Origin of the sequence: Bifidobacterium sp. (genome assembly GCF_022647885.1) — a bacterium.
In the GTDB taxonomy this organism is placed as follows: domain Bacteria; phylum Actinomycetota; class Actinomycetes; order Actinomycetales; family Bifidobacteriaceae; genus Bombiscardovia.
On record NZ_JALCLM010000001.1, the window covers coordinates 1,616,645 to 1,637,549 of the forward strand.

The following is a 20,905-nucleotide window of genomic DNA, read 5'->3' on the forward strand; positions in this document are numbered from 1 at the left end:
GGAATAATATTAGTCGTGCGTCATATTCATAGGACGAGGTTGAGGACGATTCACTCCCGCGCAACCAGAGGCGCCGGATTTCTGCTCGCACTCTCTGGCATTATCTCGCTTTCGGCCTGTTCAGCCCTCATTAACCAACACGAGAATACTTCCAACAGCAGTCCCGAAGTGCAGAACACGCAAAGCTTCGAAAGCAGAAAACCGGCGCCATCACCGAATGTTTCCATCGAACAATCCCCTGAATACCAAGCCAAGCGCGCTGTGTCCTCTATGTCGTTGGAGGAACAGGTCGGCCAGCTGATAATGGCTCCCTTGAATGTTACGGATGACCCTGCGGCATTCAACTCGGTTATCACCCAGTATCATATCGGCTCGGCACTACTGCTGGGCAACTGGAACGGCGGTATTACACAGGTCGAACAAGCTACGCACAGTTTGCAAAGTTACGCTCCCGCTGGACGGCAACTGCTGATTGCGAGCGATCAGGAAGGCGGGCAGGTGCAGCATCTGCAAGGATCTGGTTTTGATCGCATACCTGGCGGCACGATTCAGGGGCGCATGACCACCGCCGCATTGCGCTCCTCGGCCCAGCGATGGGGTTCTCAGTTGAAGACCGCCGGGGTCAATGTGAATCTTGCACCTGTTCTCGACACCGTACAAACCGTCTCTCGGCAATCGAATGCACCCGTGGGCGCACTGAACCGTGATTTCGGCCTTGACGCAAACGGCAACGGTGAACATGGCATTGCCTTTATACAAGGTATGGCTGATGCTGGAGTATCAACCTCGATCAAGCATTACCCAGGTCTGGGCGCGGTCACGGGCAATACGGATTTCACCGAACACGGCATAGAAGACAGCACTACAAGCTTCGATGGAGAAGAGATCTCGGCATTCACCGATGCGCTCAGTGCCGAACCGGCAATGGTCATGATGTCTCTGGCGACATACACACGGCTTGATCCGACAAATCCCGCGGCGTTCTCCGCCACCATTATCGACAATTTACGCGACCGGCATGGTTTCAACGGTGTCATCACGTCAGATTCACTCTCAGCTGCAGCTCTCGACGGAACTTCACCGGATCAGCTGGGCGTGCGCTTCATCGAAGCCGGAGGAGATCTCGCTTGCATAGGAGCCAGCTCATATGTTGAGCCCGTTGTTCAAGGCCTTATCGCCCGGGCGAAAAAAGATAAGGCCTTCGCCGCGAAAATCCACCGTTCCGCGACGCGTGTCATGACTCTCAAATATTCCGTTGACTTGGCACGATAGGCATAGGCCTCAAATCCTCTACCCAAGCAATCTGCCCCAAGTCATCTACCTCAAGCTGTGCATCTCAAACTATTCGCATCTAGCTGCAGTACACTGGCGATTCATGTTATTCAACTATTCAACTGGGGAGTCCATAGGAGTGCCGTCCTCCTCTTGTCTCAGCACGATGATGCCGCGGTGGTAACGCAGAAACATGCGTGCACCCGCACGACTCACATCACGGTGTGTGCAAAGCATGCGAATCGCAAATGCGGTTTGTGCTCCATACGACATATCCAAGAAGGCTTTATGCGCATCCCAACCATCCGCGGCCACTGCTTCGGATGAGGCATAGGCGTATCCGAAGCCCTCCTCATTGACGTAGCCCATAATTGGTAGATTCCAAGCATCATGTTGGGTGAGGTCCTTTTTATACAGTTCCACCTCATCCAGTTCTGTGTCACCGATGCCAAAACTTCTCGCGACATCATTGGCGTACGCAGTTTTCTCTTCGGGCGACTTCAGGTACAAACCTCGATTAATGGTGATGGATGCGTTATGTGTCATATTTCCTCCTTGAAACTAACATTTTTTATGTGCGTTTTAGCACTTTGATTAGCCTAGCATCGCTTCTAACGAGATGCACAAGAAAGACGAGGAATGTTCAACAATTGTTCGACATTGATAATTATTTGGCTATTTTACTGTGTTCCAGCACTAATTTTGGAATCATTTGTGTGTTTTGATAATTAAATATCATCCGATTCTGCTTCATCAACAGAATATTACATTCCCGAAAAAAATGTTATACATAACATAATCGCTGTTCATCCTGCGAACGAGGGGACATGAACGAAGCACAGCACTACAAGTTGTGAGAGACGATCTCACCATCCGATAACAACGCAAGGAGCCATATGGATTTGATACCGCTGTTGAAATATCGCGTCTCCATCCAACTTCGGTATAAAGAGGATGGTGGGCTTACGGTTATGCGTGGTGGCCGCTTTACAATGGCGAGGGCACGTCCGTCTGATTGAAGAAAGCTGCTGACTAATCTTCCGATACCTTCATTTCACTGGCTTGTGTGTATTCAAGCAAATCCCCATAACTGGTACGGAACACAGTGTTCGGGTGTCCTGCGGCAGCCCAGATATCTTGAAATTGAGATAGAGCCACATCCAAAATCGTTTGTATGACCTTTGGATGCCCAAGCGGTGCAACACCACCAATAACTTGCCCTGTGTGCCCCAACACGAAAGCCGCATCGGCTCGATGAAGCTTTCCGCAACCCAGTTGCCGTTGCACATATCTGACATCGACTCTGTGCGCACCCGATGTCAGAATAAGCAGTGGCGTTTCTTCGCAACGAAAAACAAGACTGTTAGCGATGGCTCCAACGGGGCATTCGCAGGCGATGGCGGCCTGTGCCGCAGTCCTAGTGGATTCATCAAAAACCCTTATCTCACCGTTGAAACCGCGGTTAGCAAGGGCTTCCCGCACCAGTCGTACTCTAGGATTGGCCAAAACCGAATCCAACAGTGTGCAATCAGCAGATCTGGAATCATCGGGGCTTGTTGAGCCGATATATTGTGCCAAAGTGCACCGCCGAAATCGAAGAAACGATGGAAAATACTATATTTGGCGTCCTTCGCCAATACGGGATATACCATTCGTATTGGCAAAAGACTTGAGTCTCAGTGTATGTGCATCTATGTTTCGCGGACGTTAGCACCATATGCTGGCTACATAATCTATTTGGACACAGGAGTTTCTCGACGCCACACGAAACTCACAAAGGCAATCACAGAGCCTTTCTTCTGACGAGCGACTCCCCCATCACTGCTATCTGCGCGAGTTGCCTGGCTGCCGAATCATACGCTTCCTGACTGTTATCGCCCATAGATAGACCATCAATGTAATGCATGGAGACGTCCTCGACCGAGCAATAGTGTTTAAAAGTTCGGTCACAGATTTGAAATTGCAATGCCTTATCCATACCGCTCGAACGATACCAGTCCTCCGTGCTCCCGCATAAAGCCAGTATTCTTACAGTTTTTCCAGCCAACGCTCCTGGCAAACCATCTTTGCGGTACGCAAAACCCCTACAAATCACACGATCAAAGAAACCTTTCATCATTGCCGGCATGGTGTACCAATAAATCGGAAATACCAGAGCAATCACATCAGATGCTGCGAGTTTTGCTTGTATAGGAACAACATCCTCTGGAACCGGTGCCTGTTCCAAATAATGTTCACGATCGCGCAGCGAATACACAGGATTGAATCCAACTGCATGGAGGTCAAGCAACTCAGCTTTCGCCCCTCCAGTTTGAGCTCCGTCTGCAAAAGATTGAGCAACAGCATTCGTAAGACTGCCAACTTCAGGATTGCTGGTAACGACGAGAACCTTCATATTGTTCCTTTCACATTCCATATAGCATTTCATCTGCTCATAGACTATCTGAGCGACTTGGAAATACCGTTAGATCTCTGCTGGCAAGTATTGAGCGATGCCCTGTCAGATTACAGATATACCACCATGAATAGCTGCATTTAATACTCTTTGACCTGAATACGCGCGTGCTGACCCCTGGAAAGAAACTCATCTAGGTCGCCTGCTGATACGAATAGCTCCTTTACTGATTCAGCAATCATCAAATTCACCTTATCGCCTGGTTGGCAACCCTCTTTGTAGGCATACACCTGTTTGCCGAGTGCAATCGCATACCCGATCTCAAACATAGTTCCTGGATCATCATCGATGAGATTAGCGATTAGGCAGCGAGAGGCCCGAATCCCAGCACAGTCATCGAGAAAGCATTGATTCGGCCCAACGACTGCAATATCACTTGCAAAACGTGGTCTAAACACCGTTGCGTGGTGGCCGAACAGTACCTTCTCCATACCTTGCATACTCAATATTTGCTCTGAATTAAAAAATGGTCCAGCGGCATAATAATCGTAGCTGTTCATCGAAATCTCTTTCTCCCGCACCAACGCGTCAGGGACAGATCTTTTATCGTCGATCTTTATGGTCATAGTACCTTGCTTAATCTTGATAAACCTGCATAGGTAGAATTATCAAGTGCACTTCGCTTAGTCCATCGAAAATTGGTTAACACAGAAAGCAGAGTTGGATGGAAATCTTGTTTGGTCAGATGCTGATATATGGACCAGTCATTTTCTTTGGACTGCTGTTTTTGTTTTCATATATTAGAGAACCAAGACAGTTTCGCAATGCTATCTATTTGACAGTATTTCTGATTTTATTGGCCACTTCTTTGCTCTTTCGTTTTGGTCAGCAGTGGATGGTGCTCCCAGTACTTCTGGCAATAGCCATTTGCCCGATAGTTGTCGTGATCTTTTTGATATGGAATACCGTGCTGGTGGTAGGGCATGAGGGCTTCTCTTTGGCAACTGCTCTTCCAGCAATTTTGGCGTGCGCCATGGTGTTGTATATCCTCATGTTTCCTTTGCTATCCGTGTTTCATGCTCCCTCATGGTTAACCAGCATTGCTTCACTCATACTTTTTGAAGGACTTTGGTTCTTTTTCTCATTTGTCGCTTTGTTGGTTTACTCATGGTTTTATCGGATGCTGCCACGAAAAAGGCATTACGACTACATCATTATCCACGGTGCTGGATTAAGTGGTGTCAGGCCAACACCGCTGCTGCAAGGTAGGCTCGATAAAGCACTGCGTCTATGGAATCAACAAAAGCGCAAGCCGCTACTCATCGTTTCTGGCGGTCAAGGTGCTGATGAAGAAATTTCTGAGGCTGAGGCCATGCGGCGCTATTTGGTTGACGAGCAACATGTTCCACAGGACTCGGTTCTCAGCGAAGATAAATCAACAACAACTCTTGAAAACCTTCGTTTCTCGAAGAACATTATGGATGCTCATTCAGATTCTTCACGATATCGTTGTGCTCTAGTGACCAGTGATTATCACGTCTTCCGAGCAGCAGAGTACGCACACCAAGTCGGTGTGGCTGCAGACGGCATCGGCAGCCACACCAGAGGGTATTATTGGCCGACTGCTTTTATTCGTGAGTTTATTGCGATATCCGTTGCACACCGCTGGCCCTATATCGTGATAGCTGGATTCTGGCTGCTTTCTGTAGGCATCGAACTCGTACGGTATTTTTTGCACTAAGCAAGGTGTACTATCGGGCTTGGCGATGGAACTCGCCAGGAGCTTAGCTCCAAACCGCATACCGCTGATAGTTCCTACTCGTCAATAGTGCAGAGCTTCGTAGCCACTGCACTGATGGGCGTGTTTTAGCGGAACTCTGGTGCGTGAATTCGCAATGCTCCGCTATCTGCTCATAGATGCGGAAGGATTTTCATGGTTCAGCCAACACATGGCTCTGGCCCATACCCATTCGTAAGCGTTACCGTAGCTGGTGTGGTATTTATCGGAGGATCAGTTGGCACAGGGATTCGCTATGCCATGGCATCACTACCTGTGCTCGGCACTCAAGGCTCACACAGTGCTGGAAGCTTTCATCTAGGTACATTCCTCGTAAATATGATTGCTTGCTTCTGCTATGCGATGTTAGTCAGCTATTTGGCTCAAGCACCATGGATTTTGGCTCGACACCGCGAACTCATTAGCCGAGGATTCGGTATGGGGGTATGTGGAGGTCTTTCCACACTCTCAGCCCTAGCATTGGAAGTGTTTTCCTCTCTACAAGACCGAAATATTATTGGGGCATCTATATATATGGTGTTGACCTTTGTAGCAGGTTTCGCATGCGCGTTGGGCGGCGTAAGACTCAGTACTTGGCTACTGGATCATCACCAAAATCTTGGGATATCTTCTGATGAGCAAACTAGCAATATACAGGAGGCACGCTGATGAATAGCTTGATACTCACCCTCGGTATATGTGCCTGTGGAGGTTTGGGTTCAGTGTTCCGGTATCTTGCTGATGGTGTCATCCGATCTCGATGGATGACGATCTTCCCGATTGCTACATTCTGTATTAACATCACTGCTGGTTTTGCCACAGGAGTTGTTGCTGCTCTCTTTGTTGAGCAGAGTATATCTGCACCAACCCATCTCTTGTTGGCCACTGGTCTGCTTGGAGGCTTCTCAACATTTTCAACTGCTATCAATGAGATGGTGTCTCTCTCTAGGCAGAAGAAGATAACCGCTGCTTGCTATTATGCTGCAGCCACCATGATTGTGCCGGTTGCAGCGGTCGCTATGGGCTATTTCATAGTGCAATAGCCACGATTATTAATCGATACATCGTTTGTGTAGGGATTCGATACAAGAAACTCAATGCAACAATCGCAGATCACTGCTATTCCAACAATCTGTCTTTATTGATACTGCTGTGACCGTTTGAAATCCCTACAGAAACGAATGCATGGTGAAATTTAAGACGCTACTGAGGCAGTTGAGGGTTGTACAACATTCGAAAGCGCACTACTGTGCTCGCCATGTTGTGAATCCGCGGCAATTTCGTATGCATCATCATGTCTACGCCACCACGAGGAAAGCACAGAGCCAGAGATATTATGCCAAACACTAAAGAATGTTGACGGTATAGCTACCACTGGATTTGCTGCGAAAGCTTGCAGAGCAAGAGTAGCTCCAAGAGCCGAATCCTGCATACCAACCTCGAAAGTAATGGCTTTTTGTTGAGCGTATTTGAAGCCTTTCGGGTATATCTTAAACATCAAACGACTAAAGAGATAGCCGAGTCCGTAGCCGCAAAGGTTATGCAGCACAACTACAGGCAACACCATAGCGGTCTCAACAGTAAAGAGTTTCGCATTGTTTACCGAAACCACAACACCGATGATAACGAGTATCGCAATTTGGGATACAGCCGGTAATGCCACGGTGACCTTCTGCACTTTTTGGCCAAAAATTGCATGAACGATGACGCCTAATGCAACAGGAATCAATACGACTTCAAGAGCCGTTAAGAACAACTTCGTGACCGGAATCTGCACATATTGACTCGCTAATCCGCTCATCAGCAGAGGCACCATAATCGGTGCACACAAAGTTGACAACAAACCAATAGAAACATCCAAAGCAACATCACCACGCGACAAGAACGACATGACATTAGACGAGGTTCCTGAAGGGCAACAACCAACCAGAATGACTCCAACAGCAATCATGCCGTCGAGCCTGAAAATTTTGCATAGCGCAACAGCAAGCAGAGGCATGATGACATAGTGCGCAATCGTGCCAACGATGACCATCAATGGCATTTTCACAATGCGCTTGAAATCATCAATGCTCAGTGTCATGCCCATACCAAACAGGATGATACTCAAGAAATAATTAGTATAGCTTTTTGCCCACAAACTCGTCTGAGGCAGGAAGAAGTTAATAATGGCCCACACCACCACAACGACCGTAAACCAACGAGTAAGCCATTTACCGAACTGAACTACACGAGACATTAATCTCATCCCCTTCCAAATCCGCAACTTAGCTGTCTTAGAAGGGGTTAAGGGTCGGTCAGACCACTATGTGAGCAACCTGCTCGTATTTTGAAATGCTCAAACTCACAGCTTCGAGACCTTACAACAGCCCTGCGATGTCCGCCTCAATCGCCTCAGGCGTAGTTGAGGGTGCATATCTTTTCACTACTGTGCCTTGGCGGTCTACAAGGAATTTGGTGAAATTCCACTTGATACGACCACCTGCAACGCCGGACTTCTGTTCTTTAAGCCACTTATACAAAGGATCTGCATGTTCACCATTAACATCTATCCGAGCAAAAGTGGTGAAAGTGGTGCCAAAGCGTAATTTACAAAAGCTCCCGAGCTCTTCATCTGTACCAGGAGCCTGACCAGCAAATTGATTGCATGGGAAGTCCAAAATCTCGAAACCTTGATCATGGAATTTCCTGTATAAAGCTTCCAGACCGTCATATTGAGGCGTAAATCCACACTCCGTGGCGGTGTTAACGATCAGCAATACCTGTCCACTGTAATCTGCCAAACGTTTATGTTCACCCTTAATTGTTTTGACACTGAAGTCATACAGTGCTGAGGCGCTGTTTGACGGTGCCTTCGCAGTTAATGTTTCTGCTGCAGTATCACCCATTGTGTCGTTGCCAACTGATTCGCTCATAATCGCGCCTTCGCATCCCGTAGTGACGTAACACCTTTTGAGAATCAGACTACAGAATATAAATACGCAGACAATCCTGATTCACAATAAACGTAATTCACAGCACTACTGAGGCCATAACGTCAAACCTGCGCCCCAAAATGCCCTCAAATGATGCCTTCCGACTCCAAAGCCTGATACATACGATTAAAACATTCTTGCAGCAATGGGTAGGGCATGGCGAAGTTCATACGCACACAGCCCGTACCAATACGACCGCAAGCGAGGCCGTCCGTTAATGCCACCTGGGCATGTTTCAAGAAAAATGCTGCTGGATCTTGTAATCCTAAGGGCTGAAAATCAAGCCATGCTATATAGGTCCCTTGTGGTCGAACATAACCCACAGAGGCAAAACGCGTGCGCATTTGCTCATCAACATAATTACGATTCCTGAGCACGTATGGGAACATCTCGTCGAACCACGTGCCGCCATGCTCATAGGCAGCAATGGTTGCTACAGCACCGATTGTCGCCGTTTGATGCTCAGACCACTCAGCCTTGTCCATCCACAAGTCATAATCATCTGGATTCGTGAGAATTACTTGTGCGCATTTGGTTCCAGGGACGTTGAATGCTTTGGATACAGAAGTGGCCGTAATTGCCTGCATAGCAGTCTGCTTGTTGATCGAAGCAAAAGGAATGTGCGTGGAATCGTCATACACAAATGAAGCGTGAATCTCATCAGAGAAAATCCTGACACTATAGCACTCAGCTAATTCAGAGAGCTTAAGCATTTCGTCACGAGTAAGTACTTTCCCAATCGGATTATGAGGGTTACACAGCACAAATGCTCTACATCCATCTTTAAATGCATCTTCAATAGCAGCGAAGTCAAATTCCCAGTTTTCATTGCGCTGCAACATTGGAATCTCAATCACTGCAACACCGTACAGCTGAGGAACACTTAGGAAGGGCATATATGCAGGCGTGGGAACAATAACGCTGTTCCCAGCACCAACAAATTCACGGAGAAATACCTCATAAGCCTCCATCACATCTGGCACCGGCCTGATGCAATCCGGATTGATATCCCATCCAAAGCGATGCTGCTGCCAATGCGCGCAAGCTTGAGCAACTTGTTTCTTCACGGGGTCTGGAATATACCCTAGTGAGCAGCGCTGAATCGCTTCGGACATGGCATCCTGAATGCAAGGTGCTAGACCGAAATCCATCTCGGCAATAAACGCGCCAATACAGTTGGGATACCTAGTCCATTTATCACTGCCAATCCTCGCCAGATCATTTGGTGTTTCATGGTCAATAGCAGCTGCGTCGAAAACATGTGACATATGACCTTTCGCACACTCGTCGTCTGATTGTGCAATGGCTGATACGGTCGCAAGGGTGGCGTTTTCCATTAATTGAGGCATACCTTCATTGTTTCCAATGATTCCGCATGGTGCATCATCCACTCTCCCCCGTTTGGTGAGAGCATTAGCCATTCTGCTTATGGCTGTGTGGTGCACGGTAAGGAATATGAGAATGTACACGAGTAACTGTGCATATAGGCACGCGAATCATTCAAATCACCCCTGCTCGCGTGCTGATATGCACAGTTTTCGCAGTTGAATGGGATTAACGATGCCAACTGTGCGCATAAGCACGTGCAGACCGCGAATTGGTGGGATTAACGTGCCGATATGCACAGTTTCGAGCGGGAGGGTTCTCACGAACTCATCATGGGGCTTAGATAGTGGCTTGCCACATTTCTGATGGCATCGTTAAGTTTCTTGATTGATTCTCGATTATCTCCTGCGCGAGTGAGCAAACCCACGCTCCTGGTTGCATTCTCATCAGCAATAGGGCAAGCAACGACGTCATCACGCAGATATGACAGTGTTGAGAGTTTAGGAACAATAGAAATACCTAGTCCCATTTCAACTAAGTTCTGTGTAACTACATAATCATCAGTTGAATGAGTAATTGTCGGCTCAAAATGGGATTCACGTGCAATGCTCACCAGATTTGCTTGGCACGTTTCGCAACCCGCAATCCATGATTCTTCATGTAATACAGAGAGATCTATTGGTAAACCGTCTTGCTCATATTGTTTGGCTACATCGCTTGATTTACGTACCAAAAGTTTCAAAGGATCCTCGCCAAAATATTCAACGTGCATTTCTTCAGTGACATGAAGAAAGTTCGGAATACTTTTGTATCTAAAAATAATTGCGGCATCCGCCTGACCGCTCTCCATGAGCTTGATGGCTTCGGGTGGTTCCATCTGCACCAAACTCACATCAATATCTGTTTGCTGACTGATATTGACTAATGCTCGTGCTAGCAGCGTCGAACATATTGAAGGAGGTGCCAGAATTCTCAAGTGCGAAGAGCCATGTAAGCGGTACTCCTCAAGATCAGTTTCTGCCTGAGTCAAGCGATTAGCGATGAGCTCTCCATGACGTGCCAGCGTTATACCAGGCGTTGTCAGACTTACCCCATGAGAATTTCGTTCAACAAGAACAAAACCACATTGTTGTTCCAGTCGTTTCATTTGTTGGCTGATTGCAGCCTGGGACCAGCCTGTTGCTCTCGCCGCAGCCGAGAGCGAACCATATCGTTCGATATTCCATAGAGTCACCAGCATCTGAGGATTTAAGTTTTGCACTTGTATTGTTTTCTCCTCTTGCTCTGCCTTGACGTATTCCATATCTCGGGGGTTTCTGTATCAATATCAATATCAATATCAATATCAATATCAAGCCTAATGCTTGGATGTAACTCCCATCAGCTCTAGGAATTTAACAAAACACCTGCACAAACTTTTCTCCTCTCAAGAGATTTCCACATCGAATATGTACACAAGAAATGCTGGCTTACGTAATGCAGAAAAAGCTATTACTCCTCACAGCCAAAATCAGCCTGCCGCGAATTCTTCCTAGCTAAGTGGAAAAGACCGTTGCGCTTACGCAAAGAGGATAGATAATGAATGCAAGTTGGGTACGGGGTTCGTGTTGCACCACATCGCATGAATATCCTTGCCTAAACCTTCGATCAGACTCAAGGAAGAGGAAGATTATGGCATACGCCACCATCAATCCATACACTGAGGAACAGGTTGCGAGTTTCCCCACAGCGACGGATGAAGAAGTCAAAGCTGCAATCACCAGCGCTGATAAGGCTTTCGTTTCATGGAGAAACACAAGTTTTGCGCAGCGAGCGGGCATACTGGCCAAAGTTGCTGAAATTCTGCGCGAACGCCACACCGAATTCGCGGAAATTCTCACTTTGGAAATGGGTAAACTGCTTTCTGAAGCGGAAGCTGAAGTTGAACTCAGTGCACAGATTATTGATTACTATGTTCAGCATGCTGAGCAGCAGCTGCAGCCACGAACACTGCCGAGCACAGATTATCAAGAGGGACGTGCCAAACTGGTCTATGAGCCTCTGGGCGTGCTATATCTAGTGGAGCCTTGGAACTTCCCCTATTACCAGATAGTAAGAGTCAGTGCACCGCAGCTTATGGCAGGCAATACCTTGCTACTCAAGCATGCATCGAATGTGCCACAGTCCGCCTTGGCGTTCGAGAAACTGTTTAAGGAGGCAGGGCTGCCGAATGGTGTATTCACCAATCTCTTCGCCTCACATGACCAAAATGAGCTAATTCTCTCTGATCCTAGGGTCAAGGGAGTAGCACTCACCGGTAGTGAAGGTGCGGGCTCAGCAGTTGCAGCTCTTGCCGGAAAATACTTGAAGAAAAGCACCCTAGAGTTGGGTGGATCTGACCCCTTTATTGTGCTCGAAGATGCTGATATTAAGAAAGCCGCACAATGGGCCGTGACCGGCCGACATTGGAACGGCGGTCAAGTGTGTGTCTCATCAAAACGATTAATTGTGGTGGATGATGTGTACGACGAATTCCTAGACGCATACCGTTCAGGTGTTGCAGCTCTCAAAGCCGGAGACCCCACCGACGCTGAGACCACGCTTGCTCCTCTGTCCAGCAAATCAGCCGTTGACATATTGAGCGCCCAAGTTGATGAGGCCGTCAAGGCCGGTGCTCATGCCGAAACTTTGGGTGAGCCAGTTCCTGAACACGGTGCCTTCTATCAGCCCACAATTCTGACAGGAATCACGGCTGATAACCCTGCATACACCACGGAAATGTTTGGTCCTGTAACTCAGTTATATCGAGTTGCTGATGAAGAAGAGGCTCTGGCAGTAGCGAATGCCACACCATTTGGCTTAGGAGGCTCAGTATTCACCTCGGATTCTGCCCGCGCCTGGAAAGCGGCGCAGCGTATCTCCACCGGCATGGTCTTCATCAACCATCCCACGGGTGTCAAAGCTGATATACCATTCGGCGGCGTGAATCGCTCAGGCTACGGCCACGAACTCGTCGATTTAGGCATCCACGAGTTCGTCAATATCAAAGTCATCGCAGAGCCGAATATAGACGACGCGTTCTGACGGAGTAAGCGTTCCTGTTGCATAGCACTACTGCTATAAGTAGTGCTATGCAACAGGAACGGACATCTCATGGGCAACAAATATTCCCTCACTCGATGAAAAGACGAATTATTCACTAATTCTTGAAATTAAGGGTGGTAATTAGCGAGCTTTCATTTATTGTAAGTGCGCCAGTGTATATGGCTGGGCTATCATTCAAGTCCAGTCCCAATTTGCACAGCCAAGCAGGAATGTCACTTTCTTTAATCTCCGCATTATCGTTGCATGCTCCTCGATGCGCAAGACAAAGGTTGCTAACTGAATCCAACCAATCTGGACACAGCCCCCAATCAATTACACCAATCTTAAAAGGTACCCTGTGCGCTAACTGAATCGGGCGTTGTAGGGTTCCTTTCATCCCACATATACAACATTTCTCTCCATCGCGGTTTGAAACGAATTTTCGCGCTTTCTGTGGGTATCTGACAGCAACGCGTCGCCGATATGTCATCCACTCATCAACTGTAAGCCATTTTCTACTCCCAAATCCAGCCGAAATTGTTAATGAAGCACGCTGACTCACCGCTATCACCCTTTGCCTAAATGTATTGTCTGTATGTCTGTTGCTTTCATTTCAAGACATTTCATAGCCATTTGAAGATCATTGAGAATAAACTCATAATCCGCGTTATTTTAGCGTGGAGGATGAAGCATCACACCAACGCTATAACTTCAAATAACTCTTTCTCATTAATCAACTATATTCAAACGCAAGCATTTGTAATCTTCAGTTTGCCTTGATGTGCAATTTGATGATGTTCCGCCATACCTCAAGCACTTCAATCTCAGCACTTATTCGTCTTTTAGAGTTATTGTCTGTGATTCGAATGTCTGCATGTCGGGTACTGAAGTGAACTTGTAGGTAAATTCCTGCCCCGCGTCAAACCTGTCCAGAATCTCGCTGCGGTAGCGTTGACGACTATGGTGTATGAACGTCGCCAACGTCTGCGGATTTCGAGGATGCCAAGAAGAAAGCGCTTCGATGTAATTGCTCTTCTCATCGTCAAAAACCAGAGGAGGCAAAACGCCCAATCTTAGTGCTTCCTTGAACATCAATAATCGTCCAATACGCCCATTTCCATCTGAAAACGGGTGGATTCTCTCGAAGGTGGCATGGAACTCGGCAAACTGAGCATCGGTACCGGTGAAACCATTCATCAAGTCGAATAATTGTGCCATCTCCGACTCCACTCGGTCAGGGGGAGTTGTGCGGACAGGGTCGAACAAGCCTATCTGATTCGGATGACGCTTGTAATCGCCCACCTGCCACAATGGCTGGTTACGAGATTGACCAGTGTGTGCCTTTAGTATGCCATGGAGCTGCTTAACGAGTTCATGCGAGAGTGGCTCATCGCGACGATCTATAAGCACAGCAAAAGCATTGAAATGATTTTGTGTCTCAACGACATCATCCGCTCTGATCGGAGTCGTCAAGTCATCAGGTGTTACTGAACCACTATCAAATAGTTGCTGCGTCTGACGCTGCGATAATGTGGAACCCTCCATATGATTCGAGTTATAGGTCAACATAATCGCGGACCAGTAGTACACACCATGACTGATATTGGCCCGACGCTCGTCGGACATCCAATCTCCCAGAGATAACAAGCCTGTCATGGTTCCACCTTCCGAAACACCCGCGTGCATTCCAGATTACACGGCGATGACCACGGCTCCTTAATGCATCAAAATTACCGCTATGATGTAATCAAAAATTACTGCGTTAAGTTTCATGCAATCGCATCTTCACGCCATCATAGTCATCAAAGCTGATGTAGCGACAGAGATTTGGCACACAACATCCGCTGGACACTTACTAATGTGTCAAATCCCTGCCATAATCAGACCCAAATCAACAAATTCACACGTTGAAACGAAACTCTACAATGTCGCCGTCTTGCATGATGTATTCCTTGCCTTCAAGGCGGAGTTTGCCCTCTTCTTTAACCTTGGCATAGGAACCTGCAGCGATGAGATCATCATAAGAGACGATTTCGGCTTTGATGAAACCTTTTTCAAAATCGGTATGGATCACACCAGCAGCCTGAGGAGCAGTCCAACCTTGATGAATCTGCCAGGCACGAACTTCCTTCTCTCCTGCTGTGAGGAAGGTTTGCAGACCAAGAATATCGAAACCTACGCGCGCCAGTTGGTCAAGACCTGATTCGTTGAGCCCTGCATCTTGAAGCATTTCCTTGGCATCTGCCTCATCAAGTTCAGTCAAATCAGCTTCGAACTGGGCGTTGAGGAAAATAGACGGGGCAGGCGCAACTGAGGCGGTCAGCCGCTGTTTCAGTTCGTCGTTCTGCAGCTCGTCATCGTCCACATTGAATACGTAAATGAAGGGTTTTGCTGTCAACAGGTGTAAATCATAGATGTCTGCCTTGTCGATTTTCTTGGCGTTCGCGGCATGATCGATGGTCTCCCCCGCCTCCAAAATACTCTGGGCATTCTTCACTGCATCCAGATATGCCGGAGTGATCTTGCGCCCGCGCAGATCCTTTTCTAGACGAGGCAAAGCGGTCTCGATAGTCTGCAAGTCCGCCAAAATCAGTTCGGTATCGATGGTGTCGATGTCATCCGAAGGATCAACTTTGCCATTGACATGCACGATGTCATCGTCTTCGAAGGCTCTCACCACCTCGCAGATGGCATCAGCTTCGCGGATATTCGCCAGGAATTTATTGCCCAGACCTTCACCTTCTGAAGCACCTTTAACAATCCCTGCAATATCCACGAAAGTCACGGTCGCAGGAATAATTTTCTGAGTATGTACCAATTCAGCGAGCGGTTGCAGACGCTTGTCTGGCAGAGGCACGATACCTGTATTGGGTTCGATGGTGGCAAAAGGATAGTTCTCAGCAAGAACATTATTGCGGGTTAACGCGTTAAACAATGTGGATTTGCCAACATTGGGCAATCCGACGATTCCTATGGTTAATGACATGGCTTCCAGTCTATTGTCGAAGGAAGATAACCGGATCGAAAGGATAGCAATAGTGCTGAAGATGCGCGAAGAGCTGTCCTTTTGATGCAGTTATCACTGTAGGTTGTTTGAGTACGAATTACTTGCCTTCTACAGCATCAATGGCATCTATAATGGCACCTCTGAAGGCATGTCGCTCAAGTGCAGCGACACCTTTGATAGTGGTTCCACCAGGCGAGCACACTGCATCCTTCATAGCTGCAGGAATCGTACCTGTGGCGATGTTGAGTGCCCCTGTCCCCTGCACCATCTTGGCTGCGAGACGATACGCTGATCCGCGCGACAGACCGTGTTTCACACCAGCATCAGCGAGTGCCTCAATGAACATCGCGGCATAGGCAGGTCCACATCCGGCTATGGTGCCACCAATCGACAATTGTGAGGAATCCACCGTTTCAATGAGTGCAATATTGGCAAATAGCGAGTGGAAGAGTTCACGTTGATTATCAGTAAGGGTGTCTGAGGATTCTGTGACTAATACGCCTTGTCCAATTGCAATAGGCGTGTTTGGAATCGTGCATACTACGTGCGCTTGTTGAGGAAGGAATTCTTGGAAACGTTCCAATGTAAATCCTGCTGCGATGGACACTACAACAGTAGAATCATCTGCGAGTTCAGCAGCGATGGGCTTGCATAATTTCTCCACTAGGTACGGCTTCACTGCAATAATCACCACATCTGCAGCTGCCGCAACTTCAGCGGCTGAGTGCAAGGGATTAGCTCCCAAGCTTTGCGTAGCAGACTGTAGCTTGTCAAAATGCCCTGCGCACGCCACAATTTGATTGCCACGTATTACACCTGCATCAACTAAACCTTGCGCTATAGCTTGCGCCATATTGCCGTATCCAATAAATCCAACCGTAAGACTGCTCAATTCCATCTATTGTCCTTTCACCCACATCAATCTAGTCATGCTCATTTCTGGTTATCATCTTCAAGACTACGCATTTCATTACTCAAACACCGATTGCAAGTCTCCTCGATCTTTAGCCAAAGTATATAAAGAGCGGAATACCTGATCTCCATGCACACCATCGTGCTCGTAACTATTGGTCACCCATGCATGCGAGTTGCCCACATGTGAAAGCGTATCGAGTTGCATACCTGAATCTACATACATATCGTCGTAATACACCGCAGCTTGTAGAGGCACATCGTTGTCGGCTAAACGATCTCGATCATAAATGTTTGCCCAATGGCGTTCTTCCATCAACACATCCACAGCAGGCTTAAATGGACGAAGCTGCCGCTCCTGTTCAAACATCCAAGGGAATATTGCTTCTCCGGTAAATAACAGTGGGCGTTGAGCACCATTGAATTCTGACATATTGTTACGAACTCGTTGTGCTGCCCAATGTATAGGCTCAATGTCACCATCTGCGTAGATAAATTCTTGTAAAGGCCAGTAGAGTGCCTTAGTGCTGGTGCGCTGCATCACAGCGCTAAGGAAGTCATCATTCAGTCTCATATTCGAGGACTGCTGTGAAACTATTGATCCGTCTCCATCACTGAAAGCAGTGTCAAATAACCAATGCATGCGCTCAAAACTAGGTTTCATACCGAAATCACTACCCAGACTTTGTAGACGTTCCACGGTCAGGCGATCACCATTCTCGAGTATCACATTGTCCGAACTCAGCAACTCAGCAACTCTTGCTACTCGTTCAGCATCTTGTGGATACCGTGCATAGAATTGCTCGGTTTTTGTTTTCATTCTTGGGAATGTATGTTGGTAAACTTCCTCAGCGTTGGCTGGAATATGAGGGATACCACCGGTAGTGAACGAGGCATTGACACCCTCTGGGAACGCGGAAAGATAACTCAAGGTCAGAAAACCGCCGTAACTTTGCCCTAGGGTTACCCATGTGCGGTTATCAAATGCCGTTCTACGAAGGTGTTCAAAATCTTTAATAATTGAGTCAGCCAAGAATTGCTTCAAAAAATGTGCTGCATCTTGCGGGGCATCGAAATTTGACATAGTCCTAGCATCAACATGCGTAGAACGACCTGTTCCACGCTGATCAGGAAGAACTATCCGAAAATGTTTTAGCGCTTCATCAATCCATCCGTCACTGTGCGTGTCAAGTGGCCTCGGACCAGCTCCCCCTGGGCCGCCTTGTAAGAACAGCAGTAGAGGCAGCTCTTGGTGCACACGCTCAGGTGCACACAACACACGATAAAACAGGCTGATAGCCTTACCTTCAAAACCCTTACCTGGTTCATTACCACTCCAATTGAGCGGCACCTGGCACGAGTAATCTTCCACATATATACCCGGAATATAATAGCCAGCCAGCTTCGTCATTCATCAACCCTTCTATGCAACGGACACCTTCGCATTCTCTCTATTCGTTGTTAAGTGTATGTCTCTACTCAACACATTCACCAAGAATCATCCTCTAGAAGCAGACAAAGACAAGGCATAAAGCGCTACCCTCGAGTCATGGGTCTTATGCAGCGCATTGTCAGTTGGATGGACAGGCATACCGTATTTGTTGACCTGTTGTTCTTTTTACCGCTGAGTGTGCTCTCAGGTGTAGTGATTGTTAGTACTGACAATGCTCAGGGTCTGCTCTTTACAATTTCTGATGTTGGCCAAGTAATCTGGTCGCAGATTTACATAATCCCGTTAGCAATGAGACGCAAATACCCACAAATTGCAGCATTAATTTTTGTGACATTGTGTATGCTTCACTTGGTGTTTGGCCCCTCGATTATGCTCACTGACGCACTTGCTTTGATTATGTTGTATTCGGTAATTGTGTATGGCGATCCACGCAACACACGAGCCTTTATTTCACTAGCTTTTGTGATGGCTTTTATAGCCTCAGCAATAACAACATCCAGCTATACCATTGGTCCTCTGTTCTCTTCCAAAAGCAACAACACTGGTTGGCTCGAATACGAATCGTGCTCTAGTAGCGACAGTAATCGTGTAAGTTGGACCTGCTTCAGAGATATATCCGGAAATACAACCGCAATCTTGATGCTATTTTTTGTGTGTCTCTTGAGCATAGTAATTATGGCGTTTTGGCAACGAGCAAGGTTGTATACCGTTCGCATGATGCAAGAGCGTAATGCTTCTCTCGAAGCTCGCCAACGCGAGGAAGCACGCATCGCTGCACTTGCCGAACGTCGCCGCATAGCTCGAGATATGCACGATGTTGTTGCACATACTCTCTCCACGATTATCGTTCAATCCGATGCGGGTCGATATGCCGGATCCCACAACATCGCTATTGCACGCTCTACGATGCAAACTATTGATCATGAAAGTGATGCTGCTCTGCGCAATATGCGCCAGTTGCTAGGTATTTTCGAAGATCCGCAAGAACCTGCCGAAGTATCGCAGCATCAACCCACTCATGAGAATGCTCTGCCACGATATCCAGTAGAGGAAGACTCGGCAACAAAGTCCAATAGCAAGAAGGCCGATCTCCGTGTGGTGTCGCCTCAAAACAATGAGACACTTCACGAGCCTCGTTTTGCAGACATTCAAGGCTTAATTCGCGAGCACGATACTATCGCCGGAAACCCACAGATCAGCCACCAGATTGAGGGCACACCGGAACCGCATGAACTCAGCGATGAAAGCTCTACAACCGCATATCGCATCGTTCAGGAATCCCTGAGTAATATCAATAAATATGCAGGAAACCACGTGCAGGTAACGCTAACGGAACGTTGGTCAAGCACTGGTTTAGAACTTATTGTTGAGGATGATGGATTGGGAGCTCAATCCAGTCTTGATGGACATCAACCAGGCTTTGGTCTCATGGGAATGGCTGAGCGAGTTCATGCGATAGGCGGCTCTGTTACAGCAACAGCTAATCACGATCATGGTTTCGTAGTGCACGCAAATTTGCCCTTTAACTCTGTATCGAGCAAGCCTCTAGCGCTACCTCCAGATTCCAACATTCAATCGTTTAAAGACCGTATTCCTTCATTTCTGCAGCATTTGCGGTCAAAGCCCTTTGATCAAGCTGCCCCAGATGCAGGGAAACGATTCAACCGTATTGAACGCTTATCTCAGTGGAGTGAGCGTCATTACACATTAATCGACACCATCATTATGGTCATTATTATCGTTCTAGGAGTGTGGAGCCAAGCCCTGTGGAAAGCGATGATTACGCTATCGGATTTGCTGCCCGTGACAACAGGCTCTGAACCACTTGGTGCAGCCGTGGTGATTCTTGCCCTCGTACCAACGTTGTGTTTCCGTCGCCGCTTCCCCCAGACTAGTGCAAGTATTGCAGTGGTGGCTTGCACCTTGCAACTTCTGTGCATTCCGGATGTATATATCGTCAACATGCTTGTGTTGCTATATCTCCATGCGGTAATTCTGCTAGGACCTGCCAAGCGTATTACATGGACCATCATCACCACTGTAGTCATGTGTACATTACTAGGAACTAAACTCTTTGTTGGGGTTTATTGGGGCTATCCAACATTGATTTTGGCCCTGTTCAAATCACCACTGGTCAACAGTGCATCTACTGACAGCCTTTCCACCGCTCTAACCGTTGCATTCGTTATCGGCTTGGGAACATTGGCTTTATGCGGAGCTACTATCGCTTCAGCTCTATGGACACGAGCCAAAGGCAACAACGCCTTGGTGCTTCATGAACGCGAAGAGGCGCTCAGACAAGAAGAAGAGCAACAACGACTACTGGCAGCGAGCATGGAACGTGACCGCATAGGTAATGCCATTCAGCATGAGGTGACTAGTACGCTACGCGCTGTGAAACTCAAGGCTACAGATGGGCTCGCTACCTTGGATCTCATCACAGATGAACAAGAGCAGCAGACCGTTCAACAAGTGCAAGACTCCTTTGCTGCAATAGGCAAAGAGGGAAGAGCCGCTCTAGCACACATGCGGCGACTCCTTCGCATTCTTCGAGAAGCTAAGAGCGAAAGCGGTACTCAACCACAATCAGGTTTGTCAGAAAGCACATTGGAATTACACCCTGCTCCGACTCTAGAAGAACAGTTGAGACACCTCTCTGGCATAACAACATTCGACTCGAATTCTCGTTAAAATTGGCAAGGGCGCATTCCAACCGTACAGTAGT

General features: G+C 47.5%; 19 protein-coding genes and 1 riboswitch. Of the genes, 7 read left to right on the forward strand and 12 right to left on the reverse strand.

Annotated elements, in window-relative coordinates:
• Positions 1 to 39: 39 nt before the first annotated feature.
• Positions 40 to 1,272, forward strand: coding sequence for a glycoside hydrolase family 3 N-terminal domain-containing protein (locus tag LKI20_RS06900; protein ID WP_291772015.1), 1,233 nt, complete (start codon positions 40 to 42; stop codon positions 1,270 to 1,272).
• Between the two features lie 114 nt (positions 1,273 to 1,386).
• Here the strand turns inward: LKI20_RS06900 and LKI20_RS06905 are convergent, their stop codons facing one another.
• Positions 1,387 to 1,818, reverse strand: coding sequence for a glycerophosphodiester phosphodiesterase (locus LKI20_RS06905; RefSeq protein WP_291772017.1), 432 nt, complete (start codon positions 1,816 to 1,818; stop codon positions 1,387 to 1,389).
• A 350-nt stretch (positions 1,819 to 2,168) separates the two neighbouring features.
• Here LKI20_RS06905 and LKI20_RS06910 point away from each other — a divergent pair, with 350 nt between their 5' ends.
• Positions 2,169 to 2,291, forward strand: coding sequence for a hypothetical protein (locus LKI20_RS06910; protein ID WP_291772019.1), 123 nt, complete (start codon positions 2,169 to 2,171; stop codon positions 2,289 to 2,291).
• Between the two features lie 13 nt (positions 2,292 to 2,304).
• Here LKI20_RS06910 and LKI20_RS06915 read toward each other — a convergent pair whose 3' ends face one another.
• The 3 genes from LKI20_RS06915 to LKI20_RS06925 all read right to left on the reverse strand — a co-directional run bounded on the left by LKI20_RS06915 (position 2,305) and on the right by LKI20_RS06925 (position 4,293).
• On the reverse strand, positions 2,305 to 2,850 hold the full coding sequence (locus LKI20_RS06915; protein WP_291772022.1) for a YbaK/EbsC family protein: 546 nt from the start codon (positions 2,848 to 2,850) through the stop codon (positions 2,305 to 2,307).
• Between the two features lie 205 nt (positions 2,851 to 3,055).
• The gene (locus LKI20_RS06920; protein ID WP_291772025.1) at positions 3,056 to 3,667 is read right to left on the reverse strand and encodes an NAD(P)H-dependent oxidoreductase; all 612 of its coding nucleotides are present in this window, start codon (positions 3,665 to 3,667) and stop codon (positions 3,056 to 3,058) included.
• Positions 3,668 to 3,807: 140 nt separating this feature from the next.
• Positions 3,808 to 4,293 carry a nucleoside 2-deoxyribosyltransferase gene (locus LKI20_RS06925; RefSeq protein ID WP_291772028.1) on the reverse strand — a complete coding sequence of 162 codons (486 nt, stop codon included), beginning with the start codon at positions 4,291 to 4,293 and terminating at the stop codon, positions 3,808 to 3,810.
• Between the two features lie 98 nt (positions 4,294 to 4,391).
• On the opposite strand from LKI20_RS06925, the gene LKI20_RS06930 reads away from it, so the two are divergent.
• From LKI20_RS06930 to LKI20_RS06940, 3 genes are all read left to right on the forward strand, one after another.
• Positions 4,392 to 5,408, forward strand: coding sequence for a YdcF family protein (locus LKI20_RS06930; protein ID WP_291772030.1), 1,017 nt, complete (start codon positions 4,392 to 4,394; stop codon positions 5,406 to 5,408).
• Positions 5,409 to 5,420: 12 nt separating this feature from the next.
• A riboswitch (Fluoride riboswitch) is annotated at positions 5,421 to 5,492 on the forward strand.
• Positions 5,493 to 5,600: 108 nt separating this feature from the next.
• Positions 5,601 to 6,113 (forward strand): fluoride efflux transporter FluC, encoded by a 513-nt coding sequence (locus tag LKI20_RS06935; protein WP_291772033.1) that lies wholly within the window; start codon positions 5,601 to 5,603, stop codon positions 6,111 to 6,113.
• On the forward strand, positions 6,113 to 6,487 hold the full coding sequence (locus tag LKI20_RS06940; RefSeq protein ID WP_291772035.1) for a fluoride efflux transporter FluC: 375 nt from the start codon (positions 6,113 to 6,115) through the stop codon (positions 6,485 to 6,487). The genes LKI20_RS06935 and LKI20_RS06940 overlap by 1 nt, the downstream gene beginning before the upstream one ends.
• Before the next feature lie 152 nt (positions 6,488 to 6,639).
• Here LKI20_RS06940 and LKI20_RS06945 read toward each other — a convergent pair whose 3' ends face one another.
• From LKI20_RS06945 to LKI20_RS06960, 4 genes are all read right to left on the reverse strand, one after another.
• Positions 6,640 to 7,683, reverse strand: a complete 1,044-nt coding sequence (locus tag LKI20_RS06945; RefSeq protein ID WP_291772039.1) for a bile acid:sodium symporter family protein — start codon at positions 7,681 to 7,683, stop codon at positions 6,640 to 6,642.
• A 121-nt stretch (positions 7,684 to 7,804) separates the two neighbouring features.
• A complete protein-coding gene (locus LKI20_RS06950; protein ID WP_291772041.1) occupies positions 7,805 to 8,359 on the reverse strand; it encodes a glutathione peroxidase in 555 nt (184 codons plus the stop codon).
• Between the two features lie 146 nt (positions 8,360 to 8,505).
• On the reverse strand, positions 8,506 to 9,687 hold the full coding sequence (locus LKI20_RS06955) for a MalY/PatB family protein (RefSeq protein WP_291773431.1): 1,182 nt from the start codon (positions 9,685 to 9,687) through the stop codon (positions 8,506 to 8,508).
• Positions 9,688 to 10,064: 377 nt separating this feature from the next.
• Positions 10,065 to 11,048 carry a LysR family transcriptional regulator gene (locus tag LKI20_RS06960; protein ID WP_291772044.1) on the reverse strand — a complete coding sequence of 328 codons (984 nt, stop codon included), beginning with the start codon at positions 11,046 to 11,048 and terminating at the stop codon, positions 10,065 to 10,067.
• A 368-nt stretch (positions 11,049 to 11,416) separates the two neighbouring features.
• On the opposite strand from LKI20_RS06960, the gene LKI20_RS06965 reads away from it, so the two are divergent.
• The gene (locus LKI20_RS06965) at positions 11,417 to 12,808 is read left to right on the forward strand and encodes an NAD-dependent succinate-semialdehyde dehydrogenase (protein WP_291772047.1); all 1,392 of its coding nucleotides are present in this window, start codon (positions 11,417 to 11,419) and stop codon (positions 12,806 to 12,808) included.
• Positions 12,809 to 13,639: 831 nt separating this feature from the next.
• Here the strand turns inward: LKI20_RS06965 and LKI20_RS06970 are convergent.
• The 4 genes from LKI20_RS06970 to LKI20_RS06985 form a co-directional block, all read right to left on the reverse strand.
• The gene (locus tag LKI20_RS06970) at positions 13,640 to 14,464 is read right to left on the reverse strand and encodes a Fic family protein (RefSeq protein WP_291772050.1); all 825 of its coding nucleotides are present in this window, start codon (positions 14,462 to 14,464) and stop codon (positions 13,640 to 13,642) included.
• Positions 14,465 to 14,708: 244 nt separating this feature from the next.
• Positions 14,709 to 15,794, reverse strand: coding sequence for a redox-regulated ATPase YchF (ychF, locus tag LKI20_RS06975; RefSeq protein WP_291772053.1), 1,086 nt, complete (start codon positions 15,792 to 15,794; stop codon positions 14,709 to 14,711).
• Between the two features lie 118 nt (positions 15,795 to 15,912).
• Positions 15,913 to 16,713 (reverse strand): pyrroline-5-carboxylate reductase, encoded by an 801-nt coding sequence (gene proC / locus LKI20_RS06980; RefSeq protein ID WP_291772056.1) that lies wholly within the window; start codon positions 16,711 to 16,713, stop codon positions 15,913 to 15,915.
• Between the two features lie 72 nt (positions 16,714 to 16,785).
• Entirely contained in the window at positions 16,786 to 18,138 is a 1,353-nt protein-coding gene (locus LKI20_RS06985) for an alpha/beta fold hydrolase (RefSeq protein WP_291772059.1), read from the reverse strand.
• Between the two features lie 147 nt (positions 18,139 to 18,285).
• Here LKI20_RS06985 and LKI20_RS06990 point away from each other — a divergent pair, with 147 nt between their 5' ends.
• Entirely contained in the window at positions 18,286 to 20,871 is a 2,586-nt protein-coding gene (locus tag LKI20_RS06990; protein WP_291772061.1) for a sensor histidine kinase, read from the forward strand.
• Positions 20,872 to 20,905: the final 34 nt, after the last annotated feature.

Excerpts from the sequence above, each read along its gene's own strand:
- LKI20_RS06970 (WP_291772050.1), bottom strand. The coding sequence starts at position 14,464 with ATGACAGGCTTGTTATCTCTGGGAGATTGGATGTCCGACGAGCGTCGG.
- LKI20_RS06945 (WP_291772039.1), bottom strand. The coding sequence starts at position 7,683 with ATGTCTCGTGTAGTTCAGTTCGGTAAATGGCTTACTCGTTGGTTTACG.
- LKI20_RS06965 (WP_291772047.1), top strand. The coding sequence starts at position 11,417 with ATGGCATACGCCACCATCAATCCATACACTGAGGAACAGGTTGCGAGT.
- LKI20_RS06940 (WP_291772035.1), top strand. The coding sequence starts at position 6,113 with ATGAATAGCTTGATACTCACCCTCGGTATATGTGCCTGTGGAGGTTTG.
- LKI20_RS06960 (WP_291772044.1), bottom strand. The coding sequence starts at position 11,048 with ATGGAATACGTCAAGGCAGAGCAAGAGGAGAAAACAATACAAGTGCAA.
- LKI20_RS06910 (WP_291772019.1), top strand. The coding sequence starts at position 2,169 with ATGGATTTGATACCGCTGTTGAAATATCGCGTCTCCATCCAACTTCGG.
- LKI20_RS06930 (WP_291772030.1), top strand. The coding sequence starts at position 4,392 with ATGGAAATCTTGTTTGGTCAGATGCTGATATATGGACCAGTCATTTTC.
- LKI20_RS06985 (WP_291772059.1), bottom strand. The coding sequence starts at position 18,138 with ATGACGAAGCTGGCTGGCTATTATATTCCGGGTATATATGTGGAAGAT.
- LKI20_RS06955 (WP_291773431.1), bottom strand. The coding sequence starts at position 9,687 with ATGTCACATGTTTTCGACGCAGCTGCTATTGACCATGAAACACCAAAT.
- proC (WP_291772056.1), bottom strand. The coding sequence starts at position 16,713 with ATGGAATTGAGCAGTCTTACGGTTGGATTTATTGGATACGGCAATATG.
- LKI20_RS06925 (WP_291772028.1), bottom strand. The coding sequence starts at position 4,293 with ATGACCATAAAGATCGACGATAAAAGATCTGTCCCTGACGCGTTGGTG.
- LKI20_RS06920 (WP_291772025.1), bottom strand. The coding sequence starts at position 3,667 with ATGAAGGTTCTCGTCGTTACCAGCAATCCTGAAGTTGGCAGTCTTACG.
- LKI20_RS06935 (WP_291772033.1), top strand. The coding sequence starts at position 5,601 with ATGGTTCAGCCAACACATGGCTCTGGCCCATACCCATTCGTAAGCGTT.
- LKI20_RS06950 (WP_291772041.1), bottom strand. The coding sequence starts at position 8,359 with ATGAGCGAATCAGTTGGCAACGACACAATGGGTGATACTGCAGCAGAA.
- LKI20_RS06905 (WP_291772017.1), bottom strand. The coding sequence starts at position 1,818 with ATGACACATAACGCATCCATCACCATTAATCGAGGTTTGTACCTGAAG.
- ychF (WP_291772053.1), bottom strand. The coding sequence starts at position 15,794 with ATGTCATTAACCATAGGAATCGTCGGATTGCCCAATGTTGGCAAATCC.
- LKI20_RS06990 (WP_291772061.1), top strand. The coding sequence starts at position 18,286 with ATGCAGCGCATTGTCAGTTGGATGGACAGGCATACCGTATTTGTTGAC.